This window comes from Actinomadura sp. NPDC049382 (assembly GCF_040677125.1).
Taxonomy (GTDB): Bacteria; Actinomycetota; Actinomycetes; order Streptosporangiales; family Streptosporangiaceae; genus Spirillospora; species Spirillospora geliboluensis.
The window spans coordinates 30035-43770 of the sequence record NZ_JBFARO010000065.1; the positions used below are offsets into that span (position 1 = coordinate 30035).

General features: G+C 68.5%; 12 protein-coding genes and 2 pseudogenes. 11 read left to right on the plus strand and 3 right to left on the minus strand.

The annotated features are described in order from the left end of the window. Positions 1 to 45 precede the first annotated feature (45 nt). The 6 genes from AB0K34_RS29700 (at position 46) to AB0K34_RS29725 (ending at position 7757) form a co-directional block, all read left to right on the plus strand. Positions 46 to 1467 (plus strand): cytochrome ubiquinol oxidase subunit I, encoded by a 1422-nt coding sequence (locus AB0K34_RS29700; protein WP_364552218.1) that lies wholly within the window; start codon positions 46 to 48, stop codon positions 1465 to 1467. 11 nt (positions 1468 to 1478) lie between these two features. Continuing rightward, entirely contained in the window at positions 1479 to 2498 is a 1020-nt protein-coding gene (gene cydB / locus AB0K34_RS29705) for a cytochrome d ubiquinol oxidase subunit II (RefSeq protein WP_138637489.1), read from the plus strand. Continuing rightward, positions 2495 to 4144, plus strand: a complete 1650-nt coding sequence (cydD, locus tag AB0K34_RS29710) for a thiol reductant ABC exporter subunit CydD (RefSeq protein WP_364552221.1) — start codon at positions 2495 to 2497, stop codon at positions 4142 to 4144. The genes cydB and cydD overlap by 4 nt, the downstream gene beginning before the upstream one ends. Positions 4145 to 4194: 50 nt before the next feature. Further along, the gene (cydC, locus tag AB0K34_RS29715; RefSeq protein WP_364552224.1) at positions 4195 to 5937 is read left to right on the plus strand and encodes a thiol reductant ABC exporter subunit CydC; all 1743 of its coding nucleotides are present in this window, start codon (positions 4195 to 4197) and stop codon (positions 5935 to 5937) included. Positions 5938 to 6143: 206 nt separating this feature from the next. Beyond that, a complete protein-coding gene (locus AB0K34_RS29720) occupies positions 6144 to 6368 on the plus strand; it encodes a hypothetical protein (protein WP_364552227.1) in 225 nt (74 codons plus the stop codon). Between the two features lie 318 nt (positions 6369 to 6686). Further along, entirely contained in the window at positions 6687 to 7757 is a 1071-nt protein-coding gene (locus tag AB0K34_RS29725) for a hypothetical protein (protein ID WP_364552230.1), read from the plus strand. Positions 7758 to 7809: 52 nt separating this feature from the next. Here AB0K34_RS29725 and AB0K34_RS29730 read toward each other — a convergent pair whose 3' ends face one another. Beyond that, positions 7810 to 7965: a hypothetical protein gene (locus tag AB0K34_RS29730; RefSeq protein WP_171069066.1), complete on the minus strand. Its 156-nt coding sequence runs from the start codon at positions 7963 to 7965 to the stop codon at positions 7810 to 7812. A gap of 35 nt (positions 7966 to 8000) precedes the next feature. Between AB0K34_RS29730 and AB0K34_RS29735 the strand changes: the two genes are divergently transcribed. Together AB0K34_RS29735 and AB0K34_RS29740 are read left to right on the plus strand one after the other, a co-directional pair. After that, the gene (locus AB0K34_RS29735; RefSeq protein WP_138637491.1) at positions 8001 to 8738 is read left to right on the plus strand and encodes a VOC family protein; all 738 of its coding nucleotides are present in this window, start codon (positions 8001 to 8003) and stop codon (positions 8736 to 8738) included. A 499-nt stretch (positions 8739 to 9237) separates the two neighbouring features. Continuing rightward, positions 9238 to 9441 (plus strand): hypothetical protein, encoded by a 204-nt coding sequence (locus tag AB0K34_RS29740; protein WP_240807760.1) that lies wholly within the window; start codon positions 9238 to 9240, stop codon positions 9439 to 9441. A 164-nt stretch (positions 9442 to 9605) separates the two neighbouring features. Here the strand turns inward: AB0K34_RS29740 and AB0K34_RS29745 are convergent, their stop codons facing one another. Beyond that, on the minus strand, positions 9606 to 10283 hold the full coding sequence (locus AB0K34_RS29745) for a hypothetical protein (RefSeq protein ID WP_138637492.1): 678 nt from the start codon (positions 10281 to 10283) through the stop codon (positions 9606 to 9608). A 136-nt stretch (positions 10284 to 10419) separates the two neighbouring features. Between AB0K34_RS29745 and AB0K34_RS29750 the strand changes: the two genes are divergently transcribed. Further along, a complete protein-coding gene (locus AB0K34_RS29750; RefSeq protein WP_138637493.1) occupies positions 10420 to 10821 on the plus strand; it encodes a DUF5958 family protein in 402 nt (133 codons plus the stop codon). 323 nt (positions 10822 to 11144) lie between these two features. Here AB0K34_RS29750 and AB0K34_RS29755 read toward each other — a convergent pair whose 3' ends face one another. Further along, positions 11145 to 11426, minus strand: a complete 282-nt coding sequence (locus AB0K34_RS29755) for a hypothetical protein (protein ID WP_171069067.1) — start codon at positions 11424 to 11426, stop codon at positions 11145 to 11147. 693 nt (positions 11427 to 12119) lie between these two features. Between AB0K34_RS29755 and AB0K34_RS29760 the strand changes: the two are divergent. Then, positions 12120 to 12410: pseudogene (locus AB0K34_RS29760) on the plus strand (site-specific integrase); the annotation flags it as partial. A gap of 53 nt (positions 12411 to 12463) precedes the next feature. After that, positions 12464 to 12742: pseudogene (locus AB0K34_RS29765) on the plus strand (tyrosine-type recombinase/integrase); the annotation flags it as partial. Between the last annotated feature and the right edge of the window lie 994 nt (positions 12743 to 13736).

A 13736-nucleotide genomic window follows, 5' to 3' on the forward strand; every position in this document is an offset into this window, starting at 1 on the left:
AGTACTACGGCTTGTAGTAGAAGCCCGGGAGAGGCATCACGCGCCATGGACTCGGTCGACATCGCACGGTGGCAGTTCGGGATCACCACCGTCTACCACTTCTTCTTCGTCCCGCTGACGATCGGGCTGTCCGCGCTCGTCGCCATCCTGGAAACGGCCTGGCTGCGCACGGGCAAGACGAAATACCTGCGCGCCACCAAGTTCTGGGGCAAGCTCTTCCTGATCAACTTCGCGATGGGGATCGTCACCGGCATCGTGCAGGAGTTCCAGTTCGGGATGAACTGGAGTGACTACTCCCGCTTCGTCGGAGACATCTTCGGGGCGCCGCTCGCCATCGAGGGCCTGCTCGCGTTCTTCGTCGAGTCGACCTTCCTCGGCCTGTGGATCTTCGGCTGGGACCGGCTGAACGCCAAGCTCCACAATGCCTGCATCTGGATCGTCCACGTCGGGACGCTGCTGTCGGCGTACTTCATCCTCTCCGCGAACTCGTGGATGCAGCACCCCGTCGGCTACCGCATCGACGAGGAGTCCGGACGGGCCGTCCTCACCGACTTCTGGGCCGTCCTCACCAACTCGACGCAGCTCGTCGCGTTCCCTCACACGATCACGGCGGCGTTCGTCACCGGCGGCATGTTCATGGCCGGCGTCAGCGCCTGGCACCTCGCCCGCCGCAAGAACACCGAGGTCTTCCGGCCGTCGCTGAAGCTCGCCCTCGTCGTCACGGCCATCGCCTCGATCGGCGTCGCCATCACCGGCGACTTCCAGGGCAAGGTCATGACCGATCAGCAGCCGATGAAGATGGCCGCCGCCGAGGCCCTCTACGAGACCGAGCAGCCCGCGTCGTTCTCCGTCATCACCATCGGCACGCTCGACGGGAACGAGGAGATCTTCGGGATCAAGGTCCCGCGCATCCTGTCGTTCCTCGCCACCGGCACCTTCGACGGCGAGGTCAAGGGCATCAACGACGTCCAGGCCGCCGAGGAGGCCCGCTACGGGCCCGGCGACTACCGCCCGAACATCCCGATCGCCTACTGGAACTTCCGGATCATGGTCGGGGTCGGCATGCTCACCGCGCTGGTCTCGCTCGCCGGGCTGTGGCTGCTGCGGCGCGGGCGGCTGCCGTCCAACCCGTGGGTGTACCGGATCGGCGTGCTGTCGCTGGCGCTCCCCTTCATCGGCAACTCCGCCGGCTGGATCTTCACCGAGATGGGCCGCCAGCCCTGGTCGGTGTTCGGGGTGCTGAAGACGAGCGCGAGCGTCTCGCCCGGCGTGTCGCCGACGTCGATGCTCATCTCCGTCGTCTCCCTGACCGCGCTGTACGCCGTCCTCATGGTCATCGAGGCCGGGCTGATGCTCAAGTACGCCAAGGCCGGGCCGCCGTCGGAGGACGAGGTGCTGCCCCCGCCGCCGTCCGACGACGACGACTCCGACCCCGACGCCGAGCGCTCGCTCGCGTTCGCCTACTGAGGGAGCCGGCCATGGAACTCACCACCGTCTGGTTCATCATCATCGCCTTCCTGTGGACGAGCTACTTCTTCCTGGAGGGGTTCGACTTCGGCGTCGGGATGCTGCTGCCCGCCCTCGGCCGCGACGACGTCGAGCGCCGCGTCGTCATCAACACCATCGGACCCGTCTGGGACGGCAACGAGGTCTGGTTCATCGTCGCCGGCGCCGCCATGTTCGCCGCGTTCCCCGAGTGGTACGCCACCCTGTTCAGCGGCTTCTACCTGCCGCTGCTGCTGATCCTGCTGGCGCTGATCATCCGCGGCGTGGCGTTCGAGTACCGCGGCAAGAAGGACGACGCGCGGTGGCGGTCCCGCTGGGACAAGGCGATCTTCTGGGGCAGCCTCGTGCCCGCGTTCCTGTGGGGCGTCGCGTTCGCGAACATCGTCCGGGGCGTGCCGCTGGACGCCGACCACGAGTACGTCGGGACGCTCGCCGACCTGCTGAACCCGTACGCGCTGCTCGGCGGGCTCACCACGACGATCCTGTTCGTCCTGCACGGGGCGGTGTTCCTGGCGCTGAAGACGTCCGGGAGCATCCGCTACCGGGCGCGGCGCATCGCCGAACTCGCGGTCGTCGCCGCCATCGTCACCGGCGGCGCCTTCCTGCTGATCACGCAGGTGCAGCACGGCAAGCCGGTGACCTGGCTGACCGCCGCGGGCGCCGCCGCCGCGCTGGTGCTCGCCGCCCTCGCCAACCGGGCCGGGCGCGAGGGCTGGGCGTTCATCGGCACCGGCGCCGCGATCGTGCTCGCCGTCGCGACCCTGTTCACCGCGCTGTTCCCGGACGTCATGCCGTCCACCCTGGAGTCCGGCGGCCTGACCACCGAGAACGCCGCCTCGACCGGTTACACCCTGAAGATCATGACCTGGGTCGCGGTGGTGTTCACCCCGATCGTGATGATCTACCAGGGCTGGACGTACTGGGTGTTCCGCAAGCGGATCGGCACGTCCCACATCCCCGCCGCGCCCAAGAAGCCCGAGGCCGTGCGGTGAAACCCCTCGACCCCCGGCTGCTGAGATACGCCCGGACGACACGGGTCTTCCTGCTGTCGTCCGTGGCGCTCGGCACCGCCACCGCCGGGCTGATCATCGCGCAGGCGACGCTGCTCGCCGACATGCTCGACGGCGCGTTCCTGCACGGCGCGGCCCTCGCCGACCTGCGGACGCCGCTGCTGCTCCTGCTGGCCGTCGTCCTCGGCCGGACGCTCGTCGCCTGGCTGCAGGAGGTCGCCGCGCACCGCTCGTCCGCCGCGGTCAAGTCGCAGCTGCGCGGACGGCTCCTCGCCCGCGCGGTCGGCCTCGGCCCGCGCTGGCTGTCCGGCGAGCGCAGCGGCGAGCTCGCCACCCTCGCCACCCGCGGGATCGACGCGCTCGACGACTACTTCTCCCGCTACCTGCCGCAGCTCGTGCTCGCGGTGATCGTCCCGGCCGCCGTCGGGTTCCGGATCCTGCTCGGCGACTGGCTGTCGGCCGTGACGATCGCGGCGACGCTGCCGCTCATCCCCGTCTTCGCGATCCTCGTCGGGCTCACCACCCAGAAGAAGATGGACCGGCAGTGGCGGACGCTGTCCGTCCTCGCCGCCCACTTCCTCGACGTCGTCGCCGGGCTGCCCACGCTGAAGATCTTCGGCCGGGCGCGGGCGCAGGCGGACCGGATCCGCGACGTCACCGACCGGCACCGGCGCGCCACCATGTCCACGCTGCGGATCGCGTTCCTGTCGGCGCTCGTCCTGGAACTGCTGTCCACGCTGTCGGTCGCGCTCGTCGCCGTCTCGATCGGGCTGCGGCTCGTCGAGGGCGGGCTCGGGCTGGAGACCGCGCTGCTCGTGCTGATCCTCGCGCCGGAGGCGTACCTCCCGCTGCGGCAGGTCGGCGCGCAGTACCACGCGAGCGTCGAGGGCCTCACCGCCGCCGCCCGCGTCTTCGAGGTGCTGGAGACGCCGCTGCCCGCCACGGGCGACCGGACCGACGTCCCCGACCTCTCCCGCGCGACCCTCCGGCTGGAGGGCGTCACGGTCGCCTACGACCGGGGGCCCGCGCTCTCGGACTTCTCCCTGACCGTCCACCCCGGGGAGACCGTCGCCCTGGTCGGGCCGAGCGGCGCCGGGAAGTCGACCGTGCTGTCGGTGCTGCTCGGGTTCGTCCAGCCCGACTCCGGCCGCGTCCTGGCCGACTGGGACGACCTCGCCGAGTTCTCCCCGGACGCCTGGCGGGCCCAGATCGCCTGGGTCCCGCAGCGTCCGCACCTGTTCGCCGGGACGGTCGCCGAGAACATCCGGCTGGGCCGCCCGTCGGCGTCCATGGCGTCGGTGCGGGCCGCCGCCGAGGCCGCGAACGCGCTGGAGTTCATCGAGGCGCTCCCCGCGGGCTTCGACACCCCGCTCGGCGAGCGGGGCGCCGGGCTGTCCGCCGGCCAGCGGCAGCGCCTCGCCCTGGCCCGCGCCTTCCTCCGCGACGCGCCGCTCCTGCTGCTGGACGAGCCGACCTCGAACCTGGACGTGGAGAGCGAGGCCGCGGTCATCGACGCCGTCGAGCGCCTGAAGGCCGGCCGCACCGTCCTCCTCGTCGCGCACCGGCCGGCCCTGACCACCCTGGCCGACCGCGTGATCACCCTCGCCCCCACGGCGGTGACGGCATGACCCCTGTGGCGCATGATTCACGTGAAACCTCGCGGCGGAGAGGAGGCGGCATGATCCTGCGGCTCATCGCGTTCGCCCGGCCCGCCAGGGGGCGGCTCCTCCTCGCCGTCCTGTTCGGCGCCATCGCGCTCGGCAGCGGAGTCGCCCTGATGGCCACCTCCGCGTGGCTCATCTCCCGCGCGGCGCAGCACCCGCCCGTCCTGATGCTGATGGTCGCGATCGTGGCCGTCCGCGCGTTCGGGCTGGGACGCGGCGTGTTCCGCTACCTCGAACGTCTCATCGGGCATGATGCGACGTTCCGCATCCTGGCCGACCTGCGCGCGCGCGTGTACGAACGGCTGGAGCGGCTCGCGCCCGGCGGGCTGCCCGCGTTCCGCAGCGGCGACCTCCTGAACCGGCTCGTCGCGGACGTCGACGCCGTCCAGGACCTGTTCCTCCGCGTCCTGCTGCCGTGCACGGTCGCCGCCGTCGTCGGCGGGGCCTCGGTGGGCGTCGCCTGGGCGCTGCTGCCGTCCGCCGGCCTCATCCTCCTGGTCGCCCTGCTGGTCGCCGGAGTCGTCGCGCCCTGGCTGTCGTCCGTCATGGCGCGCCGGGCCGAACGCCGGACGACCGACCTGCGCGGCGAACTGACCTCCCACATCGTCGACACCCTCCAGGGCGCCCCCGAACTCATCGCCTACGGCGCGGCACCCGCCCAGCTCGCCGAGGCGGCCCGCCTGGACCGCGACTTCACCCGCGCCACCGCCCGCTCCGCCGCCACCGCCGGCCTCGGCGCCGCCATCTCCGCCCTCGCCGCCGGCCTCGCGGTCTGGGCCACCCTCGCCGCCGGCGTCCCGGCCGTCCGCTCGGGCGCGCTCGACGGGGTGCTGCTCGCGGTGATCGTCCTGCTCCCGCTGGCCGCGTTCGAGGTCGTCGCCGGACTCCCGATGGCCGCCCAGTACCTGGAGCGCGTCCGCCGCTCCGCCGCACGGATCTTCGCCGTGCTGGACGCGGAACCGCCCGTCCAGGACCCGGCCGACCCCGCACCGCTCCCGGCGTCCCCCTACACGCTCAAGGTCGAGAACCTCCGGGCCCGGTGGACACCGACCGCCCCCTACGCCCTCGACGGCATCTCCCTGGACCTGACACCAGGCCGCCGTTGCGCGATCGTGGGGCCGTCAGGCTCGGGCAAGACGACCCTTACCTCCGTCCTCCTGCGCTTCTTGGAGCCCGCTTCAGGCAAGGCAACCCTGAACGGCGTCGACCTAGGCGCGCTCAATAGCGACCACACCAGAACAGTCATCGGCCTATGCGCCCAGGACGCGCACCTGTTCGACTCCACCATCGGAGCCAACATCCGCTTGGCCCGCCCCACGGCGACCGAGGCCGAGATACGCGACGCCCTACGCCGCGCCCGCATCCTCGACTGGGTCGACTCCCTGCCACAGGGGCTCGACACCTACGTCGGTGAGCACGGCGCTCAAGTCTCCGGTGGCCAGCGCCAGCGCATCGCCTTGGCCCGCGCCCTCCTCGCCGACTTCCCGATCCTCCTGCTCGACGAGCCCGCGGAACACCTGGACATCGCGACCGCCGACGAGCTCACCGCCGACCTCCTGACCGCCACCGAAGGCCGGACGACCCTCCTCGTCACCCACCGCCTCACCGGCCTGGACGCCGTCGACGAGATCATCGTCCTCGACGAGGGCCGCGTCGCCGACCGCGGCACCCACAGCGACCTCATCTCCCGCCCGGGCCTCTACCGCTCCCTCTGGAACCGCGAACGCACCCCGGCCAAAACGGCCCCAAGGGCCTGAAAGGAGATGCGAGCCCACAGCTGGTAGCAGGGGACGCGCAGCTGATCGACGCCGTCCAGGCGCACCGGCTCAATCCGCCAACCGCCCTGCGCCGACCCGGGAGAGGATCTGGCGGCAGGGCCGCCGGGAGGCTGAGGCAGGAGCTCTGCTCGGGGTTTGTGTAAGGCTCCATTGTTACGCCCGGCTGGGTGGGCGAGGGTGGGTGCATGTGGTGGTTTGTGCTTGGCTTCTTCGTCGTGCTGTTCGGCTTCGCGTTGGTCTTCGATTACCGCCTCCGTCGGCGAGGGCGACGGTTTCAAGGCGGTGCGGCATTGACGCGGGAGATGCGTGAGAACCGTCGCGACATGCGTGCCTGGGACCGGGGCTCGCAAGGGCACGGTGGAGGGGATTTGTCCTGGACGGACGAGACCCGTCGTCGTCGCGGCAAGTGATCACCAGGTTCGGATGCGGCCTACGTGGAGGTTGCGGCTCGGTAGTAGGTGTCCGCGGTGGCGGCCGCCCCAGGAGCCGGGGCTGGGAACGTTGACGATGGTGCTGGACCAGCCGCCGGACGCGTTCCAGTAGATGTTGAACCAGTTCCGGGTGTCGCCCTCGTATTCGAGAATGTCGCTTTCCGGGGGGCCAGATGTCGGCGCCCGTCAGGCCAGAAAGCCGGCCAAGCGTCTTCCACGCCCACCACCGTCAGTCCCCGCCGAAGAGTTCCCAGGCGCCCCAGCGAAGCCGACCGCCCCCTGTGAAAGCATGCGGCTGTGACGCCCAATGCCACCCGTGAGGGAGCCGCCCGTCTCCTGGCCACCGCCGCCGCTCCCCTCGACCCCGCCTCGGCGGACGGCCCACGGGTACTGCACTGGCTGGGGCGCAGGCTGCTGGTGCAGCGCGGGGACACCGAACTGGCCGTCCGCGACCTGGAGGGGGCGGGGGCGGAGACCCGCTTTCCCGCGCCATGGCCTCGCCGGTACGGCTCAGTGGCGGTCTCTCCCGCCGGGGATGTCGCCGTGTTCGCCGGCGTGCACGCCTTGCGGGCCGTGGATACGACCGGGACCGTGCTGTGGGAGATCCGCCACGGTTGCTGGTCCGCCGCCGTGTGCACGACGGCCCATGCCTCGTTCTCCGAGTACGCCGACGATTACCACCACGGCCACGCCGACAGCGGCTCGGCCGCTTTCTCCTCCGACGGCAAGGTCCTGTGGGCTCACGTCCGCAGCCACGCGGGGCAAGACACCGGGGAGGAATGGCTGATCCTCGACGCCAGCGACGGCTCGCTGCTGGCCCGGGTCCCGACGATGACCGTGGGATCGGGCTCCTTCCACTTTCCTCACCCCGATCCGGCGTACATGGGGCTGTCCATCGCGGAGGGCGAGGAGAGTTCGCCCGTGCTGTGGGGACGCTGGGATGGTACGCAGCTCACCGTCCAGCGATTCGTCGAGGAGGTCTTTCTCGCGGTGAGTCCCTCCGGGGAGCACTTCCTGACGACGGATACGGGGCAGTGGGCCCTCTATCTCCACCAGGCGGAAGACGGCACGGAACTGCGGCGACTGAACGCCCAGGATGCCGTACCCCCTCCTTCGGGAGACGACCGTGTTCGCTGGGACTTCGAAGCGGCGTTCCCGTACGACGACATCGCCGTGGTCGGCACCGAGTACTACGCGGAGGTCCCCCGCCACTGGCTCGTCGACCCACGCACAATGGCCCTACGCGGATCAGTCGCCTACCCCTTCCCCGTCTCGGGGTCTCCCTTGTCGGCAGGAAAAGACGCCTGGTACACGGTCTCCAAGGATCAGACCGCTCTCCATCTCTGGGACCTTCCGCACCGGCAATGAGCCAACAGCCCGGGCCGGGCGCTCAAAGCCGCTCGTCCCCCCGACCGGTGGTTCACGCCGGGACGGCTCTCCTCAACCCGTCGGTCGACACCCGGGCGTAGCCGATCAGGATTCCGCCCTGGAGTGCAGCCGGTTCGAGGGCAAGCGGGTCATCACCGAGCGAGCCGTCCAGCAGCGGGCCGACGGGGAGTGCGACGTGCTTGACCATGTGGTTCACTCCGTGACGGCCTTATGATCAGCGGCATGGCACTGCGACTCGTACAGGTGAACTTCAAGGCTGGGGACGACTCGGCCCTCGGCCAGTTCTGGGCGGAGGCGCTCGACTGGGACCTCTCCAGCGAGGGTCCCGGTGTCACCAACCTCGAGCCCAAGGGCTTCAAGTGGCCAGACCCCGCCGCCTTCTACATCGATCTCGTCGCCGTTCCGGACCCCGAAACGGTGAAGTACCGCGTGCACCTCGACCTCGCCACCACCTCTGAGGCCCACCAGGCGGAGATGGTCGCGCGCTTGAAGGACCTCGGCGCGACACCCGCGGACGTCGGCCAGGGCGACGTCCCCTGGACGGTGCTGGCTGACCCGGAAGGCAACGTCTTCTGCGTGCTGGAGCCCCGCGAATCCACCCGGGACACCGGACCGATCGCCGCCGTAGTTGTCGACTGCGCGGACCCGCGTGCCATGGCCCAGTTCTGGGACGAGGCACTGAACTGGACCCTGCTCGAGGTCACCGACGACCACTCAGTGCTGCGCTCGGCCGAGGGCACCGGCCCCTACCTGGAGTTCCTGCGCAAGCCCGACGAGAGGGCATGGTGGAACCGCATCCACGTCGACCTGTTCCCAGAGCCCATTGACGCCAAGGAAGCCGAGGTAGCCCGACTCCGCACGCTCGGCGCCACCGACATCGACCTGGGCCAGGGCAAAGTCCCGTGGACGGTCATGGCCGACACAGAAGGCAACGAATTCTGCGTCCTAGGCCGACACTGACCCTCAACACTCCTTTACGCCGTCGTCCACCCGCCCCACCAGCAGCCGAGCGCTGAAGGGGGAGCGGCGAGAAACACCCGCGCCACGCCTCGCCCCTCATCTGCGTCATCGTGCCCCGCTCCCCACACGCTCCGAATCCTGGTACGTGGCGTCCACGGAAACCTCGTGCTCCCGAGCTGAGATAGGCCCCGGATTGGATCACCGTTCCGCTTCCTGGGTCCGTCGACGGCTGCGCTCTCTGGCTTGGCTGGAGCTGTTCAACCTTCCGTTGCAGGCCGCGGTCTGGTTCGGCGTTATCGGACTACCGATGACAGCGACGAACCTAACGGGCTTCGCGATGTTCGCGGCCCTCCTCCTGGTCGGGGCCGCATACTGGTCGGCTAAACTCCGGCAGCTCTCGACTCCCAGCAGGACCCTGCCCGGCGCTGGCGCCTTCGCGATAGCCCGTATCGCCATTGCGGTGCTCCTTGCGGCCGGGGTGTCATTCCTAGTCGGAAGAGTGGTCACCGTTCCGGGAGCGGGCAGCTGGCCGGGGCTGGCCTTCGGCCTGTTCGCGGTGCTCGAGTACGTGAACTACTTCCACGTCCAGCTCATGTACGACACCACCGAGGACCTCCGCTACCTACGCTCCCACGGCCTACGACGCGCACACCTGTCCCGCGACCTCCACCTCGCCCGCAAATCACGCCAAGCACACCCCTGAGCCGACGTAGCAGAAACGCGGATACATCCCTGGCCGCGTGCTCCGTGCACGCTCCCTCCAGGGAACATCTGCGGACGCGAGTCCCCGAGGGCGCGCCCGCACTCGGCGCCCAATGGCTCACAGGCGAACAGGCCATGCGCCACACGCGCCTCGCGGGCCGCGCGTTACTTCCGGAAACCCGCCAGAGCCTTCCAAACCACGAACGCCCATAGCCCGGTGACTCCCAGCAGCGGAAGGAAGAACCAATACTCCCCGGCGAGCAGTGAGCCGAGAGTAGCCACAACCAAACCAAAGAGAAGCAGGACGTAGAGGGCGATCAGGATCCATCCAGCCCATCCATGATCTCGGACATAGAGCCGATACAGGACGATCCCAGCGATCGTCCCAACAGCTTGAATGATCCACTGCAGAACACCCACAGTGTCGATCATCCCACCGGCAAGACGGAGGGGAAGGCCCGTAGGCAACGCATCCGCGCCATGCCCGCCGCACACGCTGCCAAGTGTGTACTGCTCCGGGGGCGACTTACGGCGCAGCAGGACACCGTCCTTGGACAAGCTGGCGTTCAAGGGTGTGCGGTTCGCGACCTGCAACGCACAGGGAAAGTCCGCAATCGCCGGAGCCACGCTCTCCGAACTCAGCAACGCATGGGCCACGCGAGTGACCGCACGGCCATGGTCTGCCCACACCCGCCGGGCAAGCGGCATCAGGAGATCACCGACACCCCGAGCGCGATCGCCAAGACCGAACGCAAGCCCGGCATACGACCGGGCACGGAAGCGGAAGAGAAGATCGTAAGACACAAAAGCCCAGGTCGGAACATTGGTTCTGACCTGACGCATCTCGGGAACGTCCCCGTGAGCGGCCGTGATTCCCCGCGGTTCCCCCCTGCGATCGGGCACGCAACGGGCACGGAAGCGATCTGATTCGATGGGCCTCGAGCCTTGGCTGGCTGGACGACTCATGGAGGTGGTCGGTATGGACGAGACTACGGTCGTCCTTAACGAACTCGCCCAAGGACTCCGGCCGGCTGCCGATGGCATCGCCTGGTTCAAAGCCTTGACGAGTGAGCGGCAGTACAACGCCCTATGGAAGCTCGCTGCGTTCTGCACACAAGCTGGCGCGACCAGCGATGACGCCGAGGAGAGCATTCGCCGCGCTGGCATCCGGCCGACTCACACTCCGGCCGTGCTGATCAGACGCGGCCAGCTGAGAGGACAGCTCGCGAAGATCGTTAACTTGCCCGAAGATGAACGACTTAAGTCGTTCCGGTTGCTTGTCGCACTGCTGAGCATCGCTGATGAGCGGCGTCGGGCACGCTACTGCACGGAGGGTTGCAACCATGACTGGCACCACTTGACGCGCAGTCCCGGCCCGTAAATCGCTAGCGCTGATTAGGGGTTCGGCCTTCGTGAGTAGGCACACGGCTCCGGAGGGCGCGTATCTGATCGACCTCGCGACCCCGTCTGACCTGTGTGCGGGCGGTCGCTCGCCCTCGTCCCCTACTCCACCGTTCCGCATATGTTCCGGATCACGGTTCCTCGGGTCGGTGCTGTCAGCTTGGGAAGTCACTTCCCTAGATCAACGATCACCAGCACCGCCGCTGACCTGCCGATCCCCTGACCTGGGCATACTCGGCGCATCACTCCGCAAATGACTGCGAGTCCCCGTCGCCCCCTCACATCGGGCACGCAACGGGCACGTTACTCTTGTGGGAGCTCAGGGAGGTCCGCGATGTGGGCTGGTCTGCAAATCGCCTTGACAGGGGTAATCGGGGCGGTGGCGGTTGTTGCGGGCGTGCTGAAGCTGTACAGGTCGAGGCTCGTCTGGACCCGCGGGAAGCTTCCGGAACCCCTGCTCCAGATCATTGCCGGCTTGTGGTTCTTGTTCTTTTTCAGCATGATCGTCTTTTTGAGTGTGCCCTTTACGCCGGCATCGTCCCTGACGATGACAATCAGCGCGCTGCTTTGGCTGACGTCGATCATGCTGAAGACACGGCCGCTCTGGAAGGCAAGGGATCGAGGCAAGCACCGATCTGCCCCTCTGGCCCAGAAGCAGGAAGACCCGCATAGCTGACCTCACGAATGACACGGCCTCTTGCTCGGGCTTCCTACCTCAACCCCGCGGCGACCGTGTGCCCCCGCCAGAGGCTCTCGGTTGGGGAAGCACTCACCGGAGATTTTGCTACCGATGTCGATGGATCAGCCATGCCATCCAAGGGACCCCGATGAGAAACCCGGGGGCAGCTTCGAGTGATGAGTCAAAGACGGCCACTCCGATCGCTGTGGTGGTCGCCATGACGATGCCTACTTTGATCGCTAGGGGCGGACGTCGTGTCATGCGTCGGAGAACACCCGTGAACGTCTCTTCCTCTGCGTCACGCAGTTCGCGCGGTCGGCGTTGGCGATCTTCTTGGGCCATGTGTCACACGATGGCGATAGGTGGTGCGGAGTACAAGGCCGCTGCTCTGGCGATGCTCGTGTGCGGCGGCGCGGCCCCCGTGACCGCCGGCGCTTGGCGGACGGGGCGGAGGCGTCGCGGTGGCCAAGGCGTATCGGCTGCTCAAGGCCATCATGAACACGGCGGTGAGTGACGGCATGATCAAGCGGAACCCCTGCACGGTCTAGGGTGGCGGGGCCGAGAACTCGCCAGAGCGGCCCGTCCTGAGCATCTCCGAAGTGTTCGCACTGGCCGAGGCGATCGACCATCGTTACCGGGCGCTCGTCCTGCTCGCGACCTTCACGAACCTGCGTTGGGGTGAGGCCGTGGCGCTGCGACGAAAGGACGTCGATCTCAAGGCTCGCACCGTGAGAGTTGAGCGGACGTTGGTGGAGGTGACGGGTAAGCCTCTCCACTTCGGGCCTCCGAAGACTGAGGCGGGCGCGCGGACGGTTCCGATTCCGGCAATCGTGCTCCCTGAACTGAAGGAGCACGTCAAGACGTTCGCCCATGACGGCGACAAAGGGCTCATCTTCGTCGGCGGTAAAGGCGCGCTGCTCCGGCGGGCGAACTCCGGCGCAACTGGGTGCGGGCCTTGGACAAGGCGGGGCTCGAGGGTGTGCGCTTCCACGACCTGCGGCACACGGGGAACACCCTCGCCGCGATCGCTGGGGCGACGCTCCCAGAACTCAAGGAACGCATGGGCCATGCCAGCGACCGCGCGGCCATGATCTACCTGCACGCGACGGACGAGCGGCACCGGGAGATCGCCGACACCTTGAGTGCGCTGGCCAAGGCCGAACTCAAGGGGAAGAAGCGATCGGGCACGCAACGGGCACGGAAGCGGAAGAAGAGGTCGTGAGACGCAAGAGCCCAGGTCGGAACTTCGGTTCTGACCTGGGCTTTTGGCTGGTGGAGCCTAGGGGATTCGAACCCCTGACACCCGGCTTGCAAATCTGCGAGATCACCCCCGATCGGGGCTCTGACCTGGGCAATCGATGGTCCACAAGTGACCGCTGTTGCCACTTGATCACCGTCCTTAATGGCCCGCTTATGGCCCGCTGCTCACGCGTACGACCTGCACACTTGGCGCCGTGCCGAACGCACACCACGCCCCGCCTGAGCTTCCCGTCTGCCGTCGTCCCGCGCTCCGCGCTGCCGGGCCAGGGCCAGGGCGTGAAGGTGGAGCGCCCAACTGGACGAACGACCTTCACGCCCTGGCCCTGGTCTGGTAGATCTCCGATCGGGGCGACGGCAGACGGGAAGCTCAGGCATCCCCAAGCCACCAACAACCGTCACGGGACGAGCTGAGCTTCCCAGAGTCAGAGGCCCCCGCCGGAGGCACTGCAGCTCCGCGGGAACGGCACTGGAGGAACGGACGTCGTAGATTTAGAGTGCACATGTCCGGGTCTCTTGTGCCCGGCCCTGGAGTTGATGTCATGGCAGAGCAGCAGTCACCGAAGCGGCAGGGCGCGAACCGCTGGCCTGCGGCTTTCCTGGCTGTGCTCACTTCCATAGGCACAGCTTTGTCAGCGGCGGCCGGGTATGCGGGTGCACCAACTTGGGAGCAGTTTGCGGCTCTCCTCGGCGCGAGTGGCCTGGCAGGTGCTTGCGTGGCCATCACGGCCAGTGCCGGGACCTCTCAAAAAAAAGCCATCGGATGTCACCTGGAAGCCAGGTTTTCGAAGCGGTGATGTCCGCACGGGGCGATGGGTGGCGGCGCGACCCCGTGGCGGCCGGCCGGGGTGGGTCGGCGGACGCGTCGCGATGCGCGGCCCGGCGCGGCCGTCCGGTGACCGGCGCCCACGCCGCACGCACGGGGCGGCCTGGCGGGGGGCCGCGCAGCGGCCTGAGCG

What these genes read in the sequence shown, in the direction of transcription:
- cydB (WP_138637489.1), top strand. Translation starts at nt 1,479, where the DNA reads ATGGAACTCACCACCGTCTGGTTCATCATCATCGCCTTCCTGTGGACG.
- cydC (WP_364552224.1), top strand. Translation starts at nt 4,195, where the DNA reads ATGATCCTGCGGCTCATCGCGTTCGCCCGGCCCGCCAGGGGGCGGCTC.
- AB0K34_RS29755 (WP_171069067.1), bottom strand. Translation starts at nt 11,426, where the DNA reads ATGATCGACGTCAGCCAAAGCAGCGCGCTGATTGTCATCGTCAGGGAC.
- AB0K34_RS29700 (WP_364552218.1), top strand. Translation starts at nt 46, where the DNA reads ATGGACTCGGTCGACATCGCACGGTGGCAGTTCGGGATCACCACCGTC.
- AB0K34_RS29730 (WP_171069066.1), bottom strand. Translation starts at nt 7,965, where the DNA reads ATGGTCAAGCACGTCGCACTCCCCGTCGGCCCGCTGCTGGACGGCTCG.
- AB0K34_RS29735 (WP_138637491.1), top strand. Translation starts at nt 8,001, where the DNA reads ATGGCACTGCGACTCGTACAGGTGAACTTCAAGGCTGGGGACGACTCG.
- AB0K34_RS29745 (WP_138637492.1), bottom strand. Translation starts at nt 10,283, where the DNA reads ATGCGTCAGGTCAGAACCAATGTTCCGACCTGGGCTTTTGTGTCTTAC.
- AB0K34_RS29720 (WP_364552227.1), top strand. Translation starts at nt 6,144, where the DNA reads ATGTGGTGGTTTGTGCTTGGCTTCTTCGTCGTGCTGTTCGGCTTCGCG.
- AB0K34_RS29750 (WP_138637493.1), top strand. Translation starts at nt 10,420, where the DNA reads ATGGACGAGACTACGGTCGTCCTTAACGAACTCGCCCAAGGACTCCGG.